The sequence below is a fragment of the Pseudomonas sp. Teo4 genome, assembly GCF_034387475.1.
GTDB lineage: Bacteria > Pseudomonadota > Gammaproteobacteria > Pseudomonadales > Pseudomonadaceae > Aquipseudomonas.
The window spans coordinates 1075714-1094907 of the sequence record NZ_JAXCIL010000002.1 but is presented as its reverse complement, the minus strand read 5'-3'; the positions used below and the strand labels follow the sequence as shown (position 1 = coordinate 1094907).

Sequence of the window (19194 nt, the reverse complement as noted above, 5' to 3'; positions counted from 1 at the left end):
AGCCTGTTACTATGCCTATCGCGTAGGTATCGGCAGGTCGTGGCTTGGCGAAGCTCAGCCCAGGCGTCAGGAAGCTGAGCTGTACGGTACTGGCAGTCCTGCACTCCTGGCCGACCTTGCAGGATTTGGCATGATCGCCAGTCTTACCCAGGTCTTGGTCCTGGCAGCAGTCATGGTCCATGCCCGCCATCATTTCCATGCCCATGGCCTGCATTGGGCAAGGTTCAGTCGCCGAATCGATGCCCGCCATCCCGTTAAGCGGAAGCGCCACGATAAGCATCAGGATGGTGAGTAGTCGAATGAACCGATTCATGATGGGCGAGTATAGGTTACCGGGATGAGTTCAGCATTAAGGGGTTGGGGCTGCACTAACCAACCGCTTGGAGGCTGGGAGACTGATGAAGAAGGTTGTGACACCCTCCGCTGAAGTACACCAGATTCGTCCGCTATGAGCCTCGATGATAGAGCGGGTTATCGACAGACCCAGGCCTGCATTGCTTGGGCCGCCTTCGCGCCTGGCTGGATCGGCTCGATAGAATCGGTCGAAGATCTTGCCAATGTGCTGGGGATCGATGGTTACCCCGCTGTTACGCACGGAAAGCGTCACGCTTTCAGGCGTCTGCTCGATTCGCACTGATATCTCGTTGCCTTCCGGGGTGTAGCGCAACGCGTTGGATAGAAGGTTGGAAAGCGCTCGGTCAATCATCAGGCGATCGCCACGAACCTTACCCTGCCCGTGCAGGGTCAGCTGGATGCCTTGATCCTCAGCCAGGAACTGGTAGTACTCGAACAGCTTGGATACGAGGTCGGAGAGCTCCACATCGATCTGCTCGGGCACGATCAGACCATTATCCGCCTTGGCGAGGAACAGCATGTCGTCGATCATGCGCGACATGCGCTTGAGGTCTTCCAGGTTCGAATAGAGGTTTTCCTCATAGGCATCCAGGTCACGCTTCTTGGTGAGCACCACTTCGGTATGGGTCAGAAGGTTGCTGACTGGCGTTCTCAACTCATGAGCGATATCGGCAGAGAAGTTGGACAACCGAACGAATGCATCTTCCAATCGTCCCAGCATCCCGTTGAAAGACAAGATGAGCTCCTGAAGCTCAAGCGGTACGGGCTCCAGGGGAATGCGCTCGCGGAGCGATCTTGCCGACATCCCGGTGGCCACTTTGGTGATTTGCCCAACAGGCCGAAGCCCACTCTTGGCCACGACCCAACCCAAGCCTGCGCTTACAATCGCGCTGATCACCAAGCCGATGCCGAACCACCATTGCAGGGTGACAAAGAAATGGGCGTGAGTGGTGACATCGAGCATCAGCACGGCCGTCACCGGTTCCGGCTCGCCTGCAATGGTCAGCTGGGCGGTAATGCCGCGAAAGTTCTGCGATTCATCCTGCCATTCCCAGACCGCCCCCCGATGCGCCTGCTCGAACCGCTGAGGAATTTGGGAGGCTTTGGGGTCTGAAAAAAGGACCGTTCCGTCAGCCTTGGTGATTTTCGCCGACAGATCCTGATGTGCGCCGAGCAATGCCCGCAGCTGCTGCTCCTGATCGTCGAGCCCGCCTCGCGCTGCTGAGATGGACAGAATATGACGCGTTGACTCCAGTTTTTCAGAAAGCGCCTGCTCATCTAGCATCCGGAAATGGTGCTGGCTGAGCCCGTAGAAAGCCATGCCAGCGACCACCAGGACAGCAGTCACCGCGAACATGAACATCAGGGTCAGTCGCTTGACGAGCGATGATTGCGGGCGCATCACTCCGGCACATCCATCATGTAGCCCATGCCTCGGGCGGTATGGATGAGCTTTGGCGCGAAGTCGTCATCAATCTTGGCCCGCAGTCGGCGAATCGCGACCTCGATCACGTTGGTGTCACTGTCGAAATTCATATCCCAGACCTGAGAAGCGATCAGCGACTTGGGGAGCACCTCGCCGCGTCGGCGCATGAGCAGCTCCAACAGGGAAAACTCCTTGGCAGTAAGGTCAATCCGCTTGCCGTTTCGCGTAGCTCGACGCTTCAGCAGGTCTACCTCAAGGTCTGCCATCTTCATGGTGGTTTGAGCAGAACCACCGTTGCCTCTGCGCAGCAACGTGCGAACCCGAGCCAGCAGCTCCGAGAACGCAAAGGGCTTCACCAGGTAATCATCAGCGCCCAGTTCCAAACCTTTCACGCGGTCGTCTACGCCGTCGCGGGCCGTCAAGAAAAGGACTGGCACATCCTGCCCCACCGCACGGATCTTGCGCAGGACATCCCAGCCGTCGAGCCCCGGCATCATCACGTCGAGGATCAGCAAGTCATACGCTTCGCTCTGTGCCTGTTGCAGGGCGTCCGTGCCTGTCATCACCCGGTCAACGGTGAAGCCAGCTTCTGTCAGGCCTTGCTGGAGGTAGACACCGGTTTTTGGCTCATCTTCGGCTACGAGTAATTTCATCTGCTCTCATCCACGCGGGGTGCTTCTCCAGTTTGCAGGAAAAAAGACGCCCAACCAGAAGCTGACGGAAAAGTAATGTCGAGATCAGTTTTCTGACAGCACCGCGAAGCTAACTTGACCCTGTACCTGACGCCATGAGGCGCAGAACCCACTGAGGATCTCCAGATGAACATGGTCAAAGCAATTGTGATGGTCGTTACCTTTGGCATGGCAGGCATCGCCCTGGCAGAGGGCGGCGCGGACCGGACCTATGCGCGGATGGAAGCGGCTCGCCAAAGCTCCGTGCAGGCATTCCAAGTTGCGCAGGAGAAGAAAGAGCAGGCGCCAGTCGCCGCCCAGTCGAGCAAGCATGCCGGCCACGAAAGCTGCTGATCCGAGCTTACAGAAATGTAATCACTCCGGAATCTGAACTATGGCAGTTTCAGACTACGGCCTCTCATCAGCCTCGTGCAGTGGCGAAAGTCTACGAGACTGGTGAGAGCTCCAATGAACCCAAGGGCTGCGCCATCGAGCAGCCTGGATATCAGCGATCTACCTGACTGGACGCAACGGCATGCAAAGCAAAACCACGAGACGATCTTTCGTCAAAGGCCTGGCCGCTACCGGACTTCTGGGTGGGCTCGGCATGTGGCGCGCGCCGGTCTGGGCCGTGACCAGCCCTGGCCAACCGAACGTGCTCAGCGGCACGGACTTCGATCTGTATATCGGCGAACTGCCCGTCAACATCACGGGTGCAGCTCGTACGGCCATGGCCATCAACGGCTCCGTGCCAGGGCCGATCCTGCGATGGCGCGAAGGCGACACCGTCACACTGCGCGTACGCAACCGGCTGAAACAAGACACCTCCATTCACTGGCACGGCATCATCCTGCCCGCCAACATGGACGGTGTGCCGGGCTTGAGCTTCCACGGCATCGCTCCCGATGGCATGTACGAATACAAGTTCAAGGTCCACCAGAACGGCACCTACTGGTATCACAGCCACTCAGGCTTCCAGGAACAGTCCGGGGTCTATGGGGCGTTGGTGATCGATGCCAAGGATCCAGAGCCGTTTGTGTACGACCGTGATTACGTCGTCATGCTCAGCGATTGGACAGATGAAGACCCGGCGCGGGTGCTCTCCAAACTCAAGAAGCAATCTGACTACTACAACTTCCACAAGCGCACAGTTAGCGACTTCGTTGACGATGTGAGCGAGAAAGGCTGGTCGGCCGCTGTAGCGGATCGGAAGATGTGGGCTGAAATGAAGATGAGCCCCACCGACCTCGCTGACGTGAGCGGGTATACCTACACCTACCTCATGAACGGCCAGGCTCCGAACGGCAACTGGACGGGACTCTTCAAGCCCGGCGAGAAGATCCGCCTGCGCTTTATCAACGGCTCGGCCATGACCTATTTCGATGTCCGGATTCCTGGGCTCAAGATGACGGTTGTGGCTGCTGACGGCCAGTACGTCAAACCCGTATCGGTCGATGAGTTCCGGATCGCCGTTGCCGAAACCTACGATGTCATCGTCGAACCTGAAAACGAGCAGGCCTATACGATCTTCGCGCAATCCATGGACCGTACCGGGTACTCCCGAGGCACCCTGGCGGTTCGTGAAGGCTTGCAAGCGCCCGTACCGGAGGTAGATCCGCGCCCGATCATCGCCATGAGCGATATGGGCATGGACCACGGCAGCATGGGCGGAATGGATCACGGCAGCATGGCTGGCATGGACCAAGGCAACATGGCCGGCATGGACCACAGCAAGATGGCTGGGATGGACCATGGCAGCATGGGCGGAATGGATCACGGCGGCATGGGTGGCATGGACCAGGGCAACATGGCCGGCATGGACCACAGCAAGATGGCTGGAATGGACCATGGCAGCATGGCCGGCATGGACCACAGCAAGATGGCTGGAATGGACCACGGCAGCATGGCCGGCATGGATCACAGCAAGATGGCTGGGATGGACCACGGCAACATGGCCGGCATGAGCGGTGCAATGCAGAGCCATCCGGCTTCCGAGACCAATAACCCGTTGGTCGATATGCAGACCATGTCGCCGACCCCGAAGCTGAACGATCCGGGAATTGGCCTGCGCAACAACGGACGCCGAGTGCTGACCTACGCCGATTTGCGGAGCACCTTCATCGATCCCGATGGTCGAGAGCCTGGACGCACAATCGAACTGCACCTTACCGGCCACATGGAGAAGTTCGCGTGGTCGTTCGACGGTATCAAATTCTCCGACGCTGAACCGCTGCGGTTGAAATATGGCGAGCGTCTTCGCATCACCTTGGTCAACGACACCATGATGACTCACCCCATCCATCTCCACGGTATGTGGAGTGATCTGGAGGACGAGAACGGCAACTTCATGGTTCGCAAGCACACCATCGACATGCCACCTGGCTCAAAACGAAGCTATCGCGTCACCGCAGATGCCTTGGGACGTTGGGCCTATCACTGTCACCTACTGTTCCACATGGAAATGGGCATGTTCCGAGAAGTCCGTGTGGACGAATGAACTGGAGATTTGAGATGAGCAAACCAATGAAACGAAGCGCCTTTTTCCTCTCCGCTGCGATGGTCGGCATGTTGGCTGTTTATGCCCCGTCGTCGTGGTCTAGCGACAACCATGATCAGCATTCCCAGAAATCCACCGAGGCCGGTAAAACCAAAGGTTCGCAGGACAAGCAGGGTCAGGGGATGAACCATGAAGGCATGGACCATGGGTCCATGGAAGGTATGGACCACGGCTCGATGAAGGGGATGGACCATGGCTCGATGGAAGGCATGGACCACGACAAAATGATGGAATCGCATGGCAGCGACAAAGCTAAGGCAGGGAAAGATGGTCAATAGCTTTGGGCGGCCTTCGCTGCTGGCCCTGACTGTTTCAATTGGCATGCTGGGCGTAACGCCCAGCTTCGCCGCTGAAGAAATGGATCACTCGGGCATGGATCATTCGAAAATGGGGCACGGTTCCATGCAAATGGATGCTGCTCCGTCCGAATCGATGCCGGCGATGGATCACAGCAAGATGGGGATGAGCAAACAGCAGAAACAGCCTGCCCCTGTTGATCACAGCCAGATGGGGCATGCTCAAAGCCAGAGCAAATCCAGCCCGGTGGACCATAGCAAGATGGACCACAGCAAAATGGGCCATGGAAACATGAAGGGCATGGATCACGGTTCGATGAAGGGCATGGACCATTCCCAGATGAATCATGGTTCAGCGACTTCTCCGACCACAACGAGCCGCACGCCGATTCCAGTGCTCACTGATGCCGACCGCGAGGCAGCCTTTCCGCCTTTGGGTGGCCACCAGGTGCACGACAGCGGAATCAACAGCTTCTTCCTGTTGGACCAGCTCGAATACCAGGACGCCGATGAGGGCAGCACCCTGGCCTGGGACGCATCAGGCTGGGTAGGTGGCGACATCAATCGACTCTGGGTTCGCTCGGAAGGCGAGCGCACCAATGGGGTAACCGAAGACGCTGAGCTGCAACTGCTATACGGGCGCTCGGTCAGTCCTTGGTGGGACGTGGTCGCCGGGGTCCGTCAGGATTTCAAACCGGAATCACCTCAGACCTGGGCAGCCTTTGGTATTCAGGGCATGGCCTTGTATGACTTCGAGGCCGAAGCTACGGCGTTCATCGGCGAGAACGGCCAGACTGCTGCGCGTCTTGAGGGCGAATACGACATCCTGCTGACCAATCGCTTGATTTTGCAGCCCACGGCTGAGGCGAACTTCTATGGCAAGAACGATCCTGAGCGCGGTGTTGGCTCGGGTCTGGCCAATACCGAAGTCGGACTGCGTCTACGGTATGAAATTGTCCGCCAGTTTGCCCCGTACATAGGCGTTACCTGGAGCCGCTCCTACGGCAACACCGCTGACTTCATCCGAGACGAGGGTGGAGACGTTAATGAGGCACGCTTCGTTGCCGGTATCAGGATGTGGTTCTGAGTATTCCAACATGAAAAGAACAATTACAACGCTGCTTGTGGCCGGTGCTGTCGGAAGTGCTGCGGTATTGGGTACGGCGTATTTCGGCTTGGTGAATGTCGGCGCCGATGATCCTCACTTCCCGGCTGTCCATTCGTTTCTCGCCATGGCTCGCGACAGTTCGATTGAGGTTCGAGCGCGAGACATTGAAGTGCCTGACCTGAAGGACGCTGCGTTGATCAAGGCAGGCGCAGGCAACTACAACGCCATGTGCATTGGGTGCCACCTCGCCCCTGGCGTTGGAAAGACAGAACTCAGCCAAGCGCTATATCCGTCGCCACCTGACCTCACCAAGGTGGGTGTCGGAGGCGATCCGGCTGCCGCATTCTGGACGATCAAGCACGGTATCAAAGCCACCGGCATGCCCGCTTGGGGCAAGAGCATGGGTGATGAGTACATCTGGGGAATCGTCGCGTTCCTGGATCAACTTCCACAGATGAATCCCGAGCAGTACAAGGCTTTGGTGGCCACGAGCGGCGGACACCAGCACGGCGGCGGTGAAAGCGATATGCATAACCATGAGGGTCAGCACGGCGGGAGCGGGCATGCCGAGCATGGCGATCCCGACGAAGCGGCAGACGACGATCATGCCCAGGCAGCTCACGACCATGGAGCTGCACCCGCAGGCGCCGCCCAAGCAGCAGATCATCACGGTGACCACAATGCGGCCGAAGCCCATTCGGACGCCCACCCGAAATCGTCGACAAAGACGCATGTTCACAAAGACGGTAAGGAGCACACTCATGCCAACTAACCGGATACTCGTTCGGCTAGCCGCAATCGCTGGGCTGCTGGTGGCCTCGGCGGCATACGCCGCAGAGCCAATGTCCATCGACGTTCACCGAGATGCGAACTGCGGTTGCTGCAAGAAGTGGATCGCGCACCTGGAAGCCAATGGTTTCAAGGTGACCGACCATGTTGAGACGGACATGGGCGCAGTGAAACAGAAGCTGGGCGTAGCGCCACGGTTAGCGTCCTGCCACACAGCCGTGATTGACGGAAAGTTTGTTGAAGGTCACGTGCCAGCTGAGCAGATTCGAGAACTCAAGGAGCGGAACGATCTGGTAGGGATTGCCGTGCCAGGAATGCCAGCTGGATCCCCAGGCATGGAGGTTGATGGCGTAAGCCATGCCTACCAGGTTATTGGTTTAACCAAAAGCGGCGAGGACCAAGTAGTCGCCAACTATCCAGCTAAATAACGCACCGACCAGAAGGACGGCAGTAGGCTGACTGCCGTCCCATATATCCCTGCGAGAAAACTTATCAGCTCAACACGACGACTCAGAGGGCCTCCGAAGCGTAGCTAATCAGATTCACGGCGCTCGCGGACTGGCTTGAGTACGATATCGCCGTTGATAAGCTCGATGGAGAGTCTGTCGCCCGTCGTGACCCCGAGCTCGCGCAGAATGTCGTCGGGTAGTTCCACAATCACATCGCCGGAGCCGTCGCCGGGATCAAGGCACTTGACCGTGGTGCGCGCTGATTGAGTCATTGGGCTGTCCTGCCTGAGCTACCAATTCTCATCGTACTCCACCAGTCATGAAGGCCGGTAACCAGGCGATCAATCGCCGGAATTGACGCTTCAACCCGGCTTTTTATCAGCGTAAGTCCTGCCCGCTCGATCAGTGCTCAGTTCTGGCCCCGGCAACCGATACCAGCGGTCCGGTACTCAAGGATTTTCAGGTCTCCATTGGAATCCTCGTAGTTCATCTGTGCTGGCATCACGTCACAGCTCGCCTTGGTCGATGTCATGCTGATTACTCTCGCCACGTCGAGCCGCATCCCGTAGCGATAATGGATCACCTCCGGTGGCTTCATATCATTGACGGCCGCATAAGCTCGCATAGCTTGCTCATTGGCCTGAATCATCTTCCCGTATAGACGGTCGGATCCTCCTTCGGCGAGCGCGGTTGAGGAGGCCACTATGGCCAGGATGGCCGCGATGCTTTTGATGACTTTCATTTCAATCACTCCAATAGACGTGACTGAAGATTAGGATTTTGTCGCTGTCAATTGAGTGATACGGGGATTACAAGGTTGTAAGTCCGGCTTGCAGATGGAGGTAGCGTTGCGTCTACACGGCATACCAATTCCCCTCAGGCACACTACTGATAGACACCCAGGCGAAGACGCTCAAGATAGTCCGCTACCACGCTGAATCCGAGCGACGTGTCGAGCATCTCGAAGGGTACAAACCCCATCAAACGGCCGCACGGCCGACAAAGCCACTGCTCCGCGAGCATCTGAGAGCCAAATACCTTCGACGCAAGCTCCAGTCCTTTCGCATATTGAAACGCCACCGCGCTCTGCTGGGCATCCAGGCGATGGGCCTGAACGGAATGGCTCAGACGGTGAACGCTTCTGGTCGATATTCCTGTGATTCGCCTGACGAGGTTACGAGCCTTGAATAGGCTTGAGGACTCGACCATGCATTTCACGTCGCTGAAAAAAAATCCTGTTTGGACAAGACGCAGGAGCTCCAGCTGGCTCAACTCATCAAGGTCGGTATGAACCAAGTGGAACGTTGGTGCAAAAGCCTGCGATTCAACAGGTGGGGGCGTGCTTGTAGGATTCATTGCATCGACCTCCTCTTGTGCGTTGGCTGTCAGACTAGATCGAATTTGATTCCCAAGCACGCCCGACGCCCTTTAACCTTCACACCTTAGCCCAAAACGATCACTAATGTGTATGCAGTACCGGTGTCTTCTAACTAAAATGCCATACCACTCGTCTTCCAGAACATCATTGCATGAAAATTTTCACACCATTACCTGGAGAATATATCGCATCTGCGCTTAAGCGCGGCAATGAGCTCCTAGGCATTAAATCGTTGAAAACTGAAGATTTCTATATAAAAGCGAAACCTCGTATTGGGTTCGGAATTAATAAGACTTTGGGGAAGTTGCAAACAGAGTGGCGGCCGCATCAAGAATTCTATTACCCAAAGCTGCTAGACGAGCACAAGATTTCGGACCTAGCCTTAAGCGATCACACTTTGTATCCTATGATAGCTGCCCTCGGGCGTCATCGAGCGACCGCAATCGTCACACCGAAAACTTGGGAAAAGGTTTGTCCAGATTGTGTTCGCGAAGACTTGGATAATTGCGGAACCCCCTATATTCATCGCAGGCACGTATTGGGTTCCGTACAGGTGTGCAGTACTCATGCCTGCGCTCTAATCGAGACATGTCCGACCTGCTCAATACCAATGAAAAAGCACGAGATTAATCACCTAGCCAAGTGCAGCAAGCTTAACACATGGTCAAAACGTCAAAAGCGAGAATTCGGATCAAACCGTCATATGTATGCCAAATTTGTCGCAGACCTTTTGGACTATAGCGGCCCTATGATCAAGGATGGAATGGCAGACTTTGTCGCATATGCAAGCCTCATGATAAATCGAACTAGCGCATTCGAAAAAACCCAGCTGAATATTTCCAAACTGATCAACGAAGAAATGGGCATAACTTCGAGACTCACCCATGCCAGTATCTCTACCAGCGACAAATATCCTATCTATGTGTTTCTTGGATGCCACACCGCTGAAAATTATTTCAACTTGCTAAATAATAAGGATGAGCAAGACGTGCTGCGGGAGAAGAAAACAGTCATATTCAATAAACTTTTGCACGAAGCCATGAAAACTAATCCATATCGTCACGTATCTGCGTAAAGACTTCATCTTCGGATACGCGAGATATTCTTATTCCTGCATAACGGTATAAAACACTCATCGCACAGTTTTCAGTCAGCGAGTATTCTCGAATTGCCCACCGGATTTTACGTAGCTGATGGTCATGAGTAGACTCAAGTAAACCCGCCATCAACCTAGTGCTCATCGGAAAGTGGTCCGGCATCTTGAGGAAAGCATGAGCGTTTAGGACACGCCTACATAGAGCAGCGCGGGTGACCTGCTGAGGCTTTCCGTCTACAGAAAGAATCATCGTCTTCGCTTTAGCGAGCTCCAACGCAAGGGCCGAGTCCCTGGATTGCCAATCGATCAAAATTCTTCGGTCTCTGTGGTAGGGGTTCCCAGCAACATAACGGGCCAACCATTCCCTGTCGTGGCGGTACAACCACTGATAGCCCGGCTTGTCATGACATTTGAGATTCGTACTCTTCGCAAACGCTATTCGCCGGGCGTGAAGGTCATCGTCAGGGATGAGGTTATTCGGTTCATCAGGCCGGACCACAATACCAGCGCGATTAACGTCCTCTAGACGGTAGGTCTTCAGGTGCTCCAGCTCTAGATCAAGGAGCCAGCAGAGAAAATAGAACTTGAAAGGCTGCACGGTTCGACCTTGTCGCCGCAATATCTGAAAGACCCACTCAGCGGATCGAACCATTTCTTCGAATTCGGCGGCGCTAGGACTGCACCGAAGTCGCCTGGTTAAAAAATCTCTCAGCATCTGCTCTCTAATTCGTCCAGACCTGATAAAACCCATCTCGTCCAAACGGTTCCTGAGCAAATTTCCAGCCAGAATCGTTTTCATCTCATTGGGATGGTCTAGCCCCCACAGCTGCATGTGGGCAATGGCAACGGCCCCGCTGTGGTCACCACAGTCCATAACCGGCGTTCCAGCAGATTCCCCCGGAAGCAACATACAACGCCAATCTGACCATCCGGGGAATCTAATCGCCTGTAGTACTTCGCTGTGGCGTGGACAAATGCAAGTGCCCGATGCTTGGTGAATACGATGCCAATAAGCTGAGCCGCACTCCAGAATGTCCTCTCTGACGCAGCTCTCGCAATACCTAAACGAGGCGTGTTGGAGGAAACGCGATGCTGTAATGCCCAAGGCCATCTTGAGGCCTGTACCTCGATTACCTCCCATTAGAACGGCAGCATCGCGGCCCTTCTCGTCGTCCAAAAAAGGCAGAAAAAGCGGTAAAAGCGTGAAGCGCTCGATCAGCTCTCCTACAGAGAAGGCGCCTCTGAGACGTTCAGACAGAGCCTCTAAGCAGCACGGCAGGATGGAACCGCAGGTACGCGAGTAGCTACCGAACAGCTCTTGGCTGGTCGCTCGGTATCCCTGATTCGCTGCTAGCTTGTGATAGCGCACGGCCAGGCTATAGAGCGACTCATCCGGAAACGGCTGGGGGAAGAACAGAAGGTTAGCCACTGCCCTGAGCTCCCCTGCGTCAAATTACCAGGAAGAATCCCTATCCACCCAGCCGCGCTGTTCGAGCTGAGCCTGAAGGTCTTCGTCCTTCGAAAAATGCACGTTAGTTAACGCGCCGTCAGCAACCGGTACGACCGTACGACTCGGAGCCTTCGGCACCGATTTTTCCTTTGCTAGAGGTGAAGGTGCTATCGCGGTCTGTGTAAGTAGCGAAAGATGAGCCCGGTCCGCCCGGCGAGCCAAGTCGTAGCTCATCATCTGAGCGATTTGGTCTTTTGTAGGCATCATGTCCTCGAAATCAGCAATCTGAAGAGGATCACCGCTTCGAAGGGCCTCGATGGGCTTGTGCAAAAGCCTCATTTGATTGTCATACACCTGCTGAAACACGGCTGGCGTAATGGCGTCGATTCCTTCCCAAATAACATGACGCTGCGCAAGCATAAGCAGTTTCGCTAGGAAATCTGTATTGCCCTGGGTGAGATCATAGATCTTGGACAGGAGGTCACTCGTCAGGGGAGCGCAAGATTCCGTCCAGTCATAGGCCCAGAGTTGGGACACCAAGTGATGCCAAAACGGATCGTCTTCGCTGAAACGGTCAAAGGCGATTGGTCCCATCCCCGCCGCTCTTCGGGCATTACGCAACACACCAGAAAAAAGCGGAAGCATTGCGTTGGTCCCTACATAGACAAGCGGAACGCCCGCATCATTGGATAAAGTTACGAAGAAATTCAGTAACTTTTCCCGATCCTGCCCCCCTCGCGACGAGCAAAGATGCTGCATTTCATCAATTATCAAAGCACCGATAAAAAAGGTTTTGCACAGCTGACTGATGTGCTGGAGCATTACGCTGATGCTGTTGGCGGCACCGCCCCTGCGAGAGTATTTTTCGACACCTAACGCAGCGTCCAGTGCAGAGAAGAATGCTGCGCAAAAACCGCGCAACGAGCCATCGTGAGGGCACTCAATCTTTAGCCACACAACCTGGGTTTCGATGAGAATCGCGTCTTTATATCTGCTGTGACTGATCACCTGCGGATAAAGCCTTGCTATGGAATTAAGCGCTGTGGTCTTGCCCATACCACTCAAGCCAATCAGGGTCATCGTCTCAGCGGTGGACATGAATCCATGGCGCTTGGCATCTGCTGAGGAAGGCAATCGATGCCTAACAGATGAGGCCAACAGCGGATTGCGGCCCGAATAGCCGTAGCGGATCAGCTGGCTGAATAGGTCTTCGAGGCGCAAGTGGATTTCGAATGGAACCACAACATCTTTGAGCCGGTTGATCCCATGGCCGCGAAGCTTCGGTGGCAACGCTCGTTCGGCCTCGTCGGGCTTCGGCGGAAGGTTCCCAACACGCCTCACCACATCAACATCCGAGAGAATTCTAGGCAAGCATTCAATCAGCGGGTTGCCATCATATTGAGGCATGCCTGTAGGAATATATTCTGCGGGGGAGAAGGTCAAATCGTTCATGTCTCTGTCTCGCTACCCTCGCTGACTACCAGTTTCAGAAACGCCGCGCTTCTTGTGGAACTGGGCCTGCCGGTGACTGGCCTAGATTTTTCTCCCGCAAGGGGCGTGTGATCCACAACGCGTAGCTGATTCAGATCAGCGGTATGGGAATCGCGCTCGGTCTGAGCTTCGGTCGCACGCTTGGCACGTTTGTCCCGCTTGAAATCTGCATTCGATTTCGGGTCACCCTGTGCGGCACGTTTGGCTTTGGCCCGGTCAAGGATTTCCTCTTGCCGCCCCCTTACCAGCGCCGCAGTATTGTCACTGTCATAACGGGCATCCGGCGATACTTGGTTCAAGACATGGACTATATCAAGAACCTCCTCCATACGGAGTCCACCATATTTCTGCCGTTGCTGCGGTACAATAGTTAAAGCCTCAAAACCTGCTTCGGACTTGATCCAACAATTTTCAATAGAGTTAGGATCGTAGAATACTCGAACATACTTCGTCCGCAGATTGTGCGAGCGCTCCAACCACTCCTCACGCAAGGCTGTTTGACATGTATATTGGACGCCTTGGAAAACAATACCGCCTCGACTGATACGACACTCTTGAGAGGGCAGTAAAGCAATTTTCAACTCAGCCGGAGAAACCACTTTAGAATTGATAGGACTATTAGCTTTAGACCAATTCCAAACTGCTATAGGCGTCGCTTCTATACCGTCGGCAATCATCTCGCGACTTAATAGGTGTGGTATGCGTAGGCTCTTATTGTGCGCCAAGACCCCTACAATAACCATTTCTGTGAACTCGTCGATATCCAAAATCGCATCGAGTTGGTAGTCCCTATCACCACGCTCCATTTTACGAGCATCTACTCCGCCTGGAACAAATTTCAAGTCCAGGTGTTCATTGATCAGACGGAAGCGGCTTTCGATGATCCCTTTCCAATCAGGCCTAAAGGGGGGCAAAATTTGCACCGCTAGTCCCAAGCTTTGCGACAGCGTTGCCCCAGCCTCACTTAGAAGTTCGGCCCGGTCAGCAACAATTTCGACTGGCAAGTGCGAGCACGGCCAGTCAGCCTCATCTATTTCAACATTGTATCGCTTGCAAAAATCGACCTTTGGGGTGCAAGCATTGTATATCGCGTGTCGAGCCCCATTCCAACTGGGACCCTCAAGGCCCACGTGAATCCCTACAATCATTCTAGTAAAGGTATCGACGACCACATAAAGTATGGGGCGTCCTATGAGCCATAGCCTGTTAACGCGATGCACTAAATATACATCAGCGATGGTGGAATCTATCTCATATCGATGGGTCGCACCCATCAGGCCTTGGGAAGCTGCGCCAACGATAGCACGATGATCTTTGTTGTATCGAACAGAACCGCCACGCACCTTAAGTTTATAAAGATCATCGAAAAAAAGCTTACCGTGATATCTGAGCTGGGTAGTAGTCGGGTAACTGCCGCGTACAATATTCCCTTTCGAGCCGTCTGGCAGAGTCTCTCTATAAAATTTGTTTAACATCCACTTATGTGCATCTTTCAGGGTGCCGCATTTGCCGCTAGCAACCCGCCCGTAAGCCAAACGGATATGAGAGAGATGGCGCGGTTCGAGCGTGATGGCACCACCATCATTGACAACGACACCACGATACTTACGCGGCCTACCGGGGATAATGCCTGAGGATCGATCCTTTTTCTTTCCCCGACCACCGCAAGCACTAGTGTTCCATAGAAACGCGTTAGGTGTCTGCCCCATGCTCCAGTAGCGGTATAGAAGCCGGTATATCTGTTTACGCTCTACTCCTGCCTCTAGGGCATGCCTAGCAACCAGCTTTCCAAAACCCGGTCCAAGAATTTCCAAGGCGGAGCGATCTTCTACTAACCCTCTTATAAGGCTCCAGTTACGATTTCGGCTCGATTTTTCATTTTCACTAATTTCATCATCACTTCTGAGCAGATGTAAGGGCACCATTTCTCGACTTAAGATTGCGCGCCCTGCGTCAATATCGTCAATCAAAACGGACCGCTCGATCTGCCACGGCTTGCTGGGATTCGTACTCAGCTCAATCACAATTACAGAATCATCATCTATGCCTAAAATCCGAACCGCTTTTTTTAGTAGGCTAGGTTCTTCGCCAGGAGTGACAATGCTGTTGATTTTAAGATCAAGCATGATGGGAAACCTCGTTTGGCAGAGACAAAGCCGCTGACCTTTGATTCGGCCATACGTGCAACGGCTGCGACATGCTTATTATTTTCGAGGTAAGATCTGACTCTAAACGACCGTTCCATAGCAGGTGATGGAAGAGGCGCTTTACCCCCATATATTCAATGTAAAGGTCACGAGACGCTTTATCCAAAAGAATTTTTAACGGTATTTGATCCGTCTTTGCCTCCTCAATGTATCCAAGCAAATTGCCGATGTTCTTCTCCGTCGGTAACGAGGGATGAATACTGGCGTATGTCCTGAGAATCTTGAGGTTCGCTAATTTTATCTTTGAGAGGTTTTCATGCAGGACCAGCTTCCAGTCCACCCCCCTCATTGCCCAGTATTTTTCTTCGATGGCTAGCTTTTCTGCTATTCGATTACGCGCCTGAAGATCAGCTTGCTCAAACTCTTTTCGGTATTTCACTGATCGAGCAGCTAGCCTTGTTTCGCCAGAGGAATCTAAGAAGGTAACGAGAAAGTCCGTCGTCATAACGACAGGTATTTGCGTGCCAGGATATACAGGGTGGCGACAGTTAATACTTGAGGCAATTGCTTGGGTCTCAGCCTGTGTCAGCAGAGGATACTGCTCTCGGATATCGATGATCGAGGCATCGTGCTCAAGTACAGTTAAGTAATCTCGCTCTGCATTGGACAGCAGGTGGTGTGTGCGGTGAATTTTAACTCCCGCGATCATATGAGAGACACCCTTTGATTTGATCTCCCACACTTTGATCCATGGCTTATAGGAATCTCTGACTCCACACCCACGACCCGATTGAATTTTCTTATCTATTTTTGCCTGGGTCATCAGCTTGCGATGTGCAGCCTTGACCGGAGCTATGGGCATGGATGCCATTGTTCGAGTCGCTCAAAATTGGGCGACCCGCTCGACCGGGACGAGGACAGGTGTCGTGCACAGGGGACACCCCAGAGAGCGGGCTAAGCCAGGACAACAGTCACAGCGTTGGGTAGAGGATTGTCACCCGAATCTCCAAGGCCTGGCTCCGGCCCGATGTGCGGTCAGAGCCTGCCTTGTGACAACCTTTATTACGTTGTGACAACCTTTATTGTTTTGTGACAACCTTTATTATTCAAAAACATTTTTATCGAAACTTGATAACGATTATTCCACCGTCACCGATTTGGCCAGGTTACGAGGTTGGTCCACATCAGTACCCTTCAGCACCGCCACGTAGTACGACAGCAGTTGCAACGGAATGGTGTACAGAATCGGCGCCAGGGCATCGGCAATGTGCGGAACCTTGATCACATGGGTACCCTCGCCATTGCTCATGCCGGCCTGCTCATCGGCAAACACCACCAACTCGCCGCCACGGGCACGGACTTCCTGCAGGTTGGACTTGAGCTTCTCCAGCAGTTCGTTGTTCGGCGCCACGGTCACCACTGGCATGTCGCTATCCACCAGCGCCAGCGGGCCATGCTTCAGCTCACCGGCCGGGTAGGCTTCGGCGTGGATGTAGGAGATTTCTTTGAGCTTGAGCGCACCTTCCATCGCCACCGGGTATTGAGCGCCGCGTCCGAGGAACAGGGTGTGGTGCTTGTCGGCGAACAACTCGGCAATCTTCTCGACGGTACCGTCCATGGCCAGTGCTTCGCCCAGGCGAGCAGGCAGACGGCGCAGCTCTTCCACCAGCTCGGCTTCCACGCCGGCTTCGAGGGTGCCACGTACCTTGCCCAGGGCCAGGGTCAGCAGCATCAGCGACACCAGTTGGGTGGTGAACGCCTTGGTCGATGCCACGCCAATCTCGGGGCCGGCCAGGGTCAGCAGGGTGAGGTCAGACTCACGCACCAGCGAGCTGATGCCGACGTTGCAGATCGCCAGGCTGCCGAGGAAGCCCAGTTCCTTGGCATTACGCAATGCAGCCAGGGTGTCGGCGGTCTCGCCGGACTGAGAAATCGAAACGAACAGCGTATCCGGTTGAACCACGACCTTGCGATAACGGAACTCGCTGGCCACTTCCACTTGGCAAGGAATGCCAGCCAGGCCCTCGAGCCAGTAACGGGCGACCATGCCGGCGTGATAGCTGGTGCCGCAGGCGACGATCTGAACATTGCGCACCTTGGCGAACAGCTCGGCAGCTTGCGGGCCGAAGGCCTGGACCATGACATGATCCTTACCCAAACGACCTTCCAGGGTGCGCTGAACCACGGTCGGTTGCTCGTGGATTTCTTTGAGCATGAAGTGGCGATAGGCGCCCTTGTCCGCAGCTTCCGCGCCCTCGTGGTACTGCACGGTCTCGCGCTGCACCGGGTGACCGGCCTGGTCCCAGATTTTCACCTGGTCACGGCGGATCTCGGCGATGTCGCCCTCCTCCAGGTACATGAAGCGGTCGGTGACCTGACGCAGGGCCAGTTGGTCAGATGCCAGGAAGTTCTCGCCGTGGCCCAGGCCAATCACCAGCGGGCTACCGCTTCGGGCGGCAACCAGGCGATCTGGCTGATGCACGCTGATCAGCGCCAGGCCGTAGGCGCCATGCAGGCGCTTGACCGCAGCCTTGAGCGCATCAGCCAGGTCCGGGATGGTCTTGAGGGTGTGGTGAATCAGGTGGACGATGACCTCGGTGTCGGTCTCGGACGCGAACACATAACCCAGGCCCTTGAGCTCTTCACGCAGCTCTTCGTGGTTCTCGATGATGCCGTTGTGCACCACCGCTACTTCGTTGCCGGAGAAATGCGGGTGGGCATTACCTTCGGTAGGCGCACCATGGGTTGCCCAACGGGTGTGGGCGATGCCCAGCTGGCCGACCAGCGGCTCGGTCACGACGGCAGCCTGCAGCTCGCTGACCTTGCCGATACGACGACGGCGCTCCAGCTGACCCTGCTGGGTATAAACGGCAAGGCCAGCACTGTCGTACCCACGGTACTCAAGACGCTTGAGGCCTTCGATAAGGATGGCTGTGATGTTGCGTTCGGCTACGGCACCGACAATTCCACACATGATTATTGCTCCTGGCTGATCGCGGCGCAGATCAGGTTGATGCCGCGGGCTTGAATCTGTTCGCGTGCCGCTGCGGGCAGGCGTTCATCGGTAATAAGGGTGGTAACGCTGCCCCAGGGCAGCTCGAGGTTGGGGATCTTGCGCCCGACCTTGTCCGACTCGACCATCACGATCACTTCACGGGCGACCTCGGCCATCACTCGGCTCAGACCCAACAATTCGTTGAATGTTGTGGTGCCGCGATTGAGGTCGATGCCATCGGCACCGATGAACAACTGGTCGAAATCGTAAGAGCGTAGTACCTGCTCAGCGACCTGGCCCTGGAACGACTCGGAGTGCGGGTCCCAGGTACCGCCGGTCATCAACAGTACCGGTTCGTGCTCCAGTTCGCTGATGGCGCGGGCCACATTCAGGGAATTGGTCATCACCACCAATCCTGGTTGTCGCCCGAGTTCGGGAATCATGGCGGCAGTGGTGCTACCGCTGTCGATGATGATCCGAGCATGTTCACGGATTCGGGCTACCGCCGCTCGGGCAATGGCCTTTTTATAGGCAGACACTGGCTGGACAGATTCGCCCAGCATCTCTTGTGGAACCGGCACGGCACCACCATAACGCCGCAGCAACAGGCCGTTGGCCTCCAACGCTGCGAGGTCTTTGCGAATGGTCACTTCCGAGGTTTCGAAGCGCTTGGCCAATCCATCCACACTCACCTCTCCCTGCTCACTGAGCAAGGCCAGGATGTTGTGACGGCGTTGGGGAGTGTTTCGTTTCGACATGAGCGCTTAAGTTTCGATTCGAAAGATAATAATTGCAATCAAAACCTAAGCTGGGCGATTCGTCAAGTTGTGGGTTGGAAAAATCGTCTGTGGATAATTATGTTTCGCATGCACCGGCCCTATCGCCGGCAAGCCAGCTCCCACATGATCTCAAGATCTGCGCAGTCCATGTGGGAGCCGGCTTGCCGGCGATTGGGCCAGTACAGCCACCACAAGACCGTTGCTCAGA

Annotated in this window: 18 protein-coding genes; 7 read left to right on the top strand and 11 right to left on the bottom strand. The window is 55.0% G+C overall.

Annotation, left to right across the window (positions count from 1 at the left end; genetic code table 11):
* Positions 1-349 precede the first annotated feature (349 nt).
* Together PspTeo4_RS21225 and PspTeo4_RS21220 are read right to left on the bottom strand one after the other, a co-directional pair.
* Positions 350-1756, bottom strand: a complete 1407-nt coding sequence (locus PspTeo4_RS21225) for a heavy metal sensor histidine kinase (protein WP_289805427.1) — start codon at positions 1754-1756, stop codon at positions 350-352.
* Positions 1756-2433 carry a heavy metal response regulator transcription factor gene (locus PspTeo4_RS21220; protein ID WP_289805277.1) on the bottom strand — a complete coding sequence of 226 codons (678 nt, stop codon included), beginning with the start codon at positions 2431-2433 and terminating at the stop codon, positions 1756-1758. Before PspTeo4_RS21220 ends, PspTeo4_RS21225 begins: the two co-directional genes overlap by 1 nt.
* A 165-nt stretch (positions 2434-2598) precedes the next feature.
* Between PspTeo4_RS21220 and PspTeo4_RS21215 the strand changes: the two genes are divergently transcribed.
* The 6 genes from PspTeo4_RS21215 (at position 2599) to PspTeo4_RS21190 (ending at position 7629) form a co-directional block, all read left to right on the top strand.
* Entirely contained in the window at positions 2599-2805 is a 207-nt protein-coding gene (locus tag PspTeo4_RS21215) for a co-regulatory protein PtrA N-terminal domain-containing protein (RefSeq protein ID WP_289805278.1), read from the top strand.
* 181 nt (positions 2806-2986) lie between these two features.
* Complete coding sequence (locus tag PspTeo4_RS21210; RefSeq protein WP_289805279.1) at positions 2987-4948, top strand: copper resistance system multicopper oxidase; 1962 nt, start codon at positions 2987-2989, stop codon at positions 4946-4948.
* 14 nt (positions 4949-4962) lie between these two features.
* The gene (locus PspTeo4_RS21205; RefSeq protein ID WP_143494397.1) at positions 4963-5286 is read left to right on the top strand and encodes a hypothetical protein; all 324 of its coding nucleotides are present in this window, start codon (positions 4963-4965) and stop codon (positions 5284-5286) included.
* Positions 5276-6391, top strand: coding sequence for a copper resistance protein B (locus PspTeo4_RS21200; RefSeq protein ID WP_289805280.1), 1116 nt, complete (start codon positions 5276-5278; stop codon positions 6389-6391). The genes PspTeo4_RS21205 and PspTeo4_RS21200 overlap by 11 nt, the downstream gene beginning before the upstream one ends.
* Before the next feature lie 10 nt (positions 6392-6401).
* Complete coding sequence (locus PspTeo4_RS21195) at positions 6402-7184, top strand: c-type cytochrome (RefSeq protein WP_289805281.1); 783 nt, start codon at positions 6402-6404, stop codon at positions 7182-7184.
* On the top strand, positions 7174-7629 hold the full coding sequence (locus PspTeo4_RS21190) for a DUF411 domain-containing protein (RefSeq protein ID WP_289805282.1): 456 nt from the start codon (positions 7174-7176) through the stop codon (positions 7627-7629). Before PspTeo4_RS21195 ends, PspTeo4_RS21190 begins: the two co-directional genes overlap by 11 nt.
* A gap of 104 nt (positions 7630-7733) precedes the next feature.
* Here the strand turns inward: PspTeo4_RS21190 and PspTeo4_RS21185 are convergent, their stop codons facing one another.
* The 3 genes from PspTeo4_RS21185 to PspTeo4_RS21175 form a co-directional block, all read right to left on the bottom strand.
* Positions 7734-7922, bottom strand: coding sequence for an AbrB/MazE/SpoVT family DNA-binding domain-containing protein (locus PspTeo4_RS21185; RefSeq protein ID WP_016489899.1), 189 nt, complete (start codon positions 7920-7922; stop codon positions 7734-7736).
* A gap of 137 nt (positions 7923-8059) precedes the next feature.
* Positions 8060-8392, bottom strand: coding sequence for a DUF2790 domain-containing protein (locus tag PspTeo4_RS21180; protein WP_044047196.1), 333 nt, complete (start codon positions 8390-8392; stop codon positions 8060-8062).
* Between the two features lie 143 nt (positions 8393-8535).
* The gene (locus PspTeo4_RS21175) at positions 8536-9006 is read right to left on the bottom strand and encodes an antitoxin Xre/MbcA/ParS toxin-binding domain-containing protein (RefSeq protein ID WP_044047197.1); all 471 of its coding nucleotides are present in this window, start codon (positions 9004-9006) and stop codon (positions 8536-8538) included.
* Between the two features lie 173 nt (positions 9007-9179).
* Here PspTeo4_RS21175 and PspTeo4_RS21170 point away from each other — a divergent pair, with 173 nt between their 5' ends.
* Positions 9180-10103 (top strand): TniQ family protein, encoded by a 924-nt coding sequence (locus PspTeo4_RS21170; RefSeq protein ID WP_322365883.1) that lies wholly within the window; start codon positions 9180-9182, stop codon positions 10101-10103.
* Here the strand turns inward: PspTeo4_RS21170 and PspTeo4_RS21165 are convergent.
* The 6 genes from PspTeo4_RS21165 to PspTeo4_RS21140 all read right to left on the bottom strand — a co-directional run bounded on the left by PspTeo4_RS21165 (position 10075) and on the right by PspTeo4_RS21140 (position 18965).
* Complete coding sequence (locus tag PspTeo4_RS21165) at positions 10075-11553, bottom strand: TnsD family Tn7-like transposition protein (RefSeq protein ID WP_013974897.1); 1479 nt, start codon at positions 11551-11553, stop codon at positions 10075-10077. The genes PspTeo4_RS21170 and PspTeo4_RS21165 overlap by 29 nt on opposite strands.
* Before the next feature lie 24 nt (positions 11554-11577).
* A complete protein-coding gene (locus tag PspTeo4_RS21160) occupies positions 11578-13026 on the bottom strand; it encodes an ATP-binding protein (protein ID WP_322365882.1) in 1449 nt (482 codons plus the stop codon).
* The gene (locus PspTeo4_RS21155) at positions 13023-15191 is read right to left on the bottom strand and encodes a Mu transposase C-terminal domain-containing protein (protein WP_289805285.1); all 2169 of its coding nucleotides are present in this window, start codon (positions 15189-15191) and stop codon (positions 13023-13025) included. Before PspTeo4_RS21155 ends, PspTeo4_RS21160 begins: the two co-directional genes overlap by 4 nt.
* Complete coding sequence (locus PspTeo4_RS21150) at positions 15184-16083, bottom strand: TnsA endonuclease N-terminal domain-containing protein (RefSeq protein WP_049798467.1); 900 nt, start codon at positions 16081-16083, stop codon at positions 15184-15186. Before PspTeo4_RS21150 ends, PspTeo4_RS21155 begins: the two co-directional genes overlap by 8 nt.
* 267 nt (positions 16084-16350) lie before the next feature.
* A complete protein-coding gene (gene glmS / locus PspTeo4_RS21145; protein WP_322365881.1) occupies positions 16351-18186 on the bottom strand; it encodes a glutamine--fructose-6-phosphate transaminase (isomerizing) in 1836 nt (611 codons plus the stop codon).
* A gap of 2 nt (positions 18187-18188) precedes the next feature.
* Positions 18189-18965 carry a DeoR/GlpR family DNA-binding transcription regulator gene (locus PspTeo4_RS21140; RefSeq protein ID WP_322365880.1) on the bottom strand — a complete coding sequence of 259 codons (777 nt, stop codon included), beginning with the start codon at positions 18963-18965 and terminating at the stop codon, positions 18189-18191.
* Between the last annotated feature and the right edge of the window lie 229 nt (positions 18966-19194).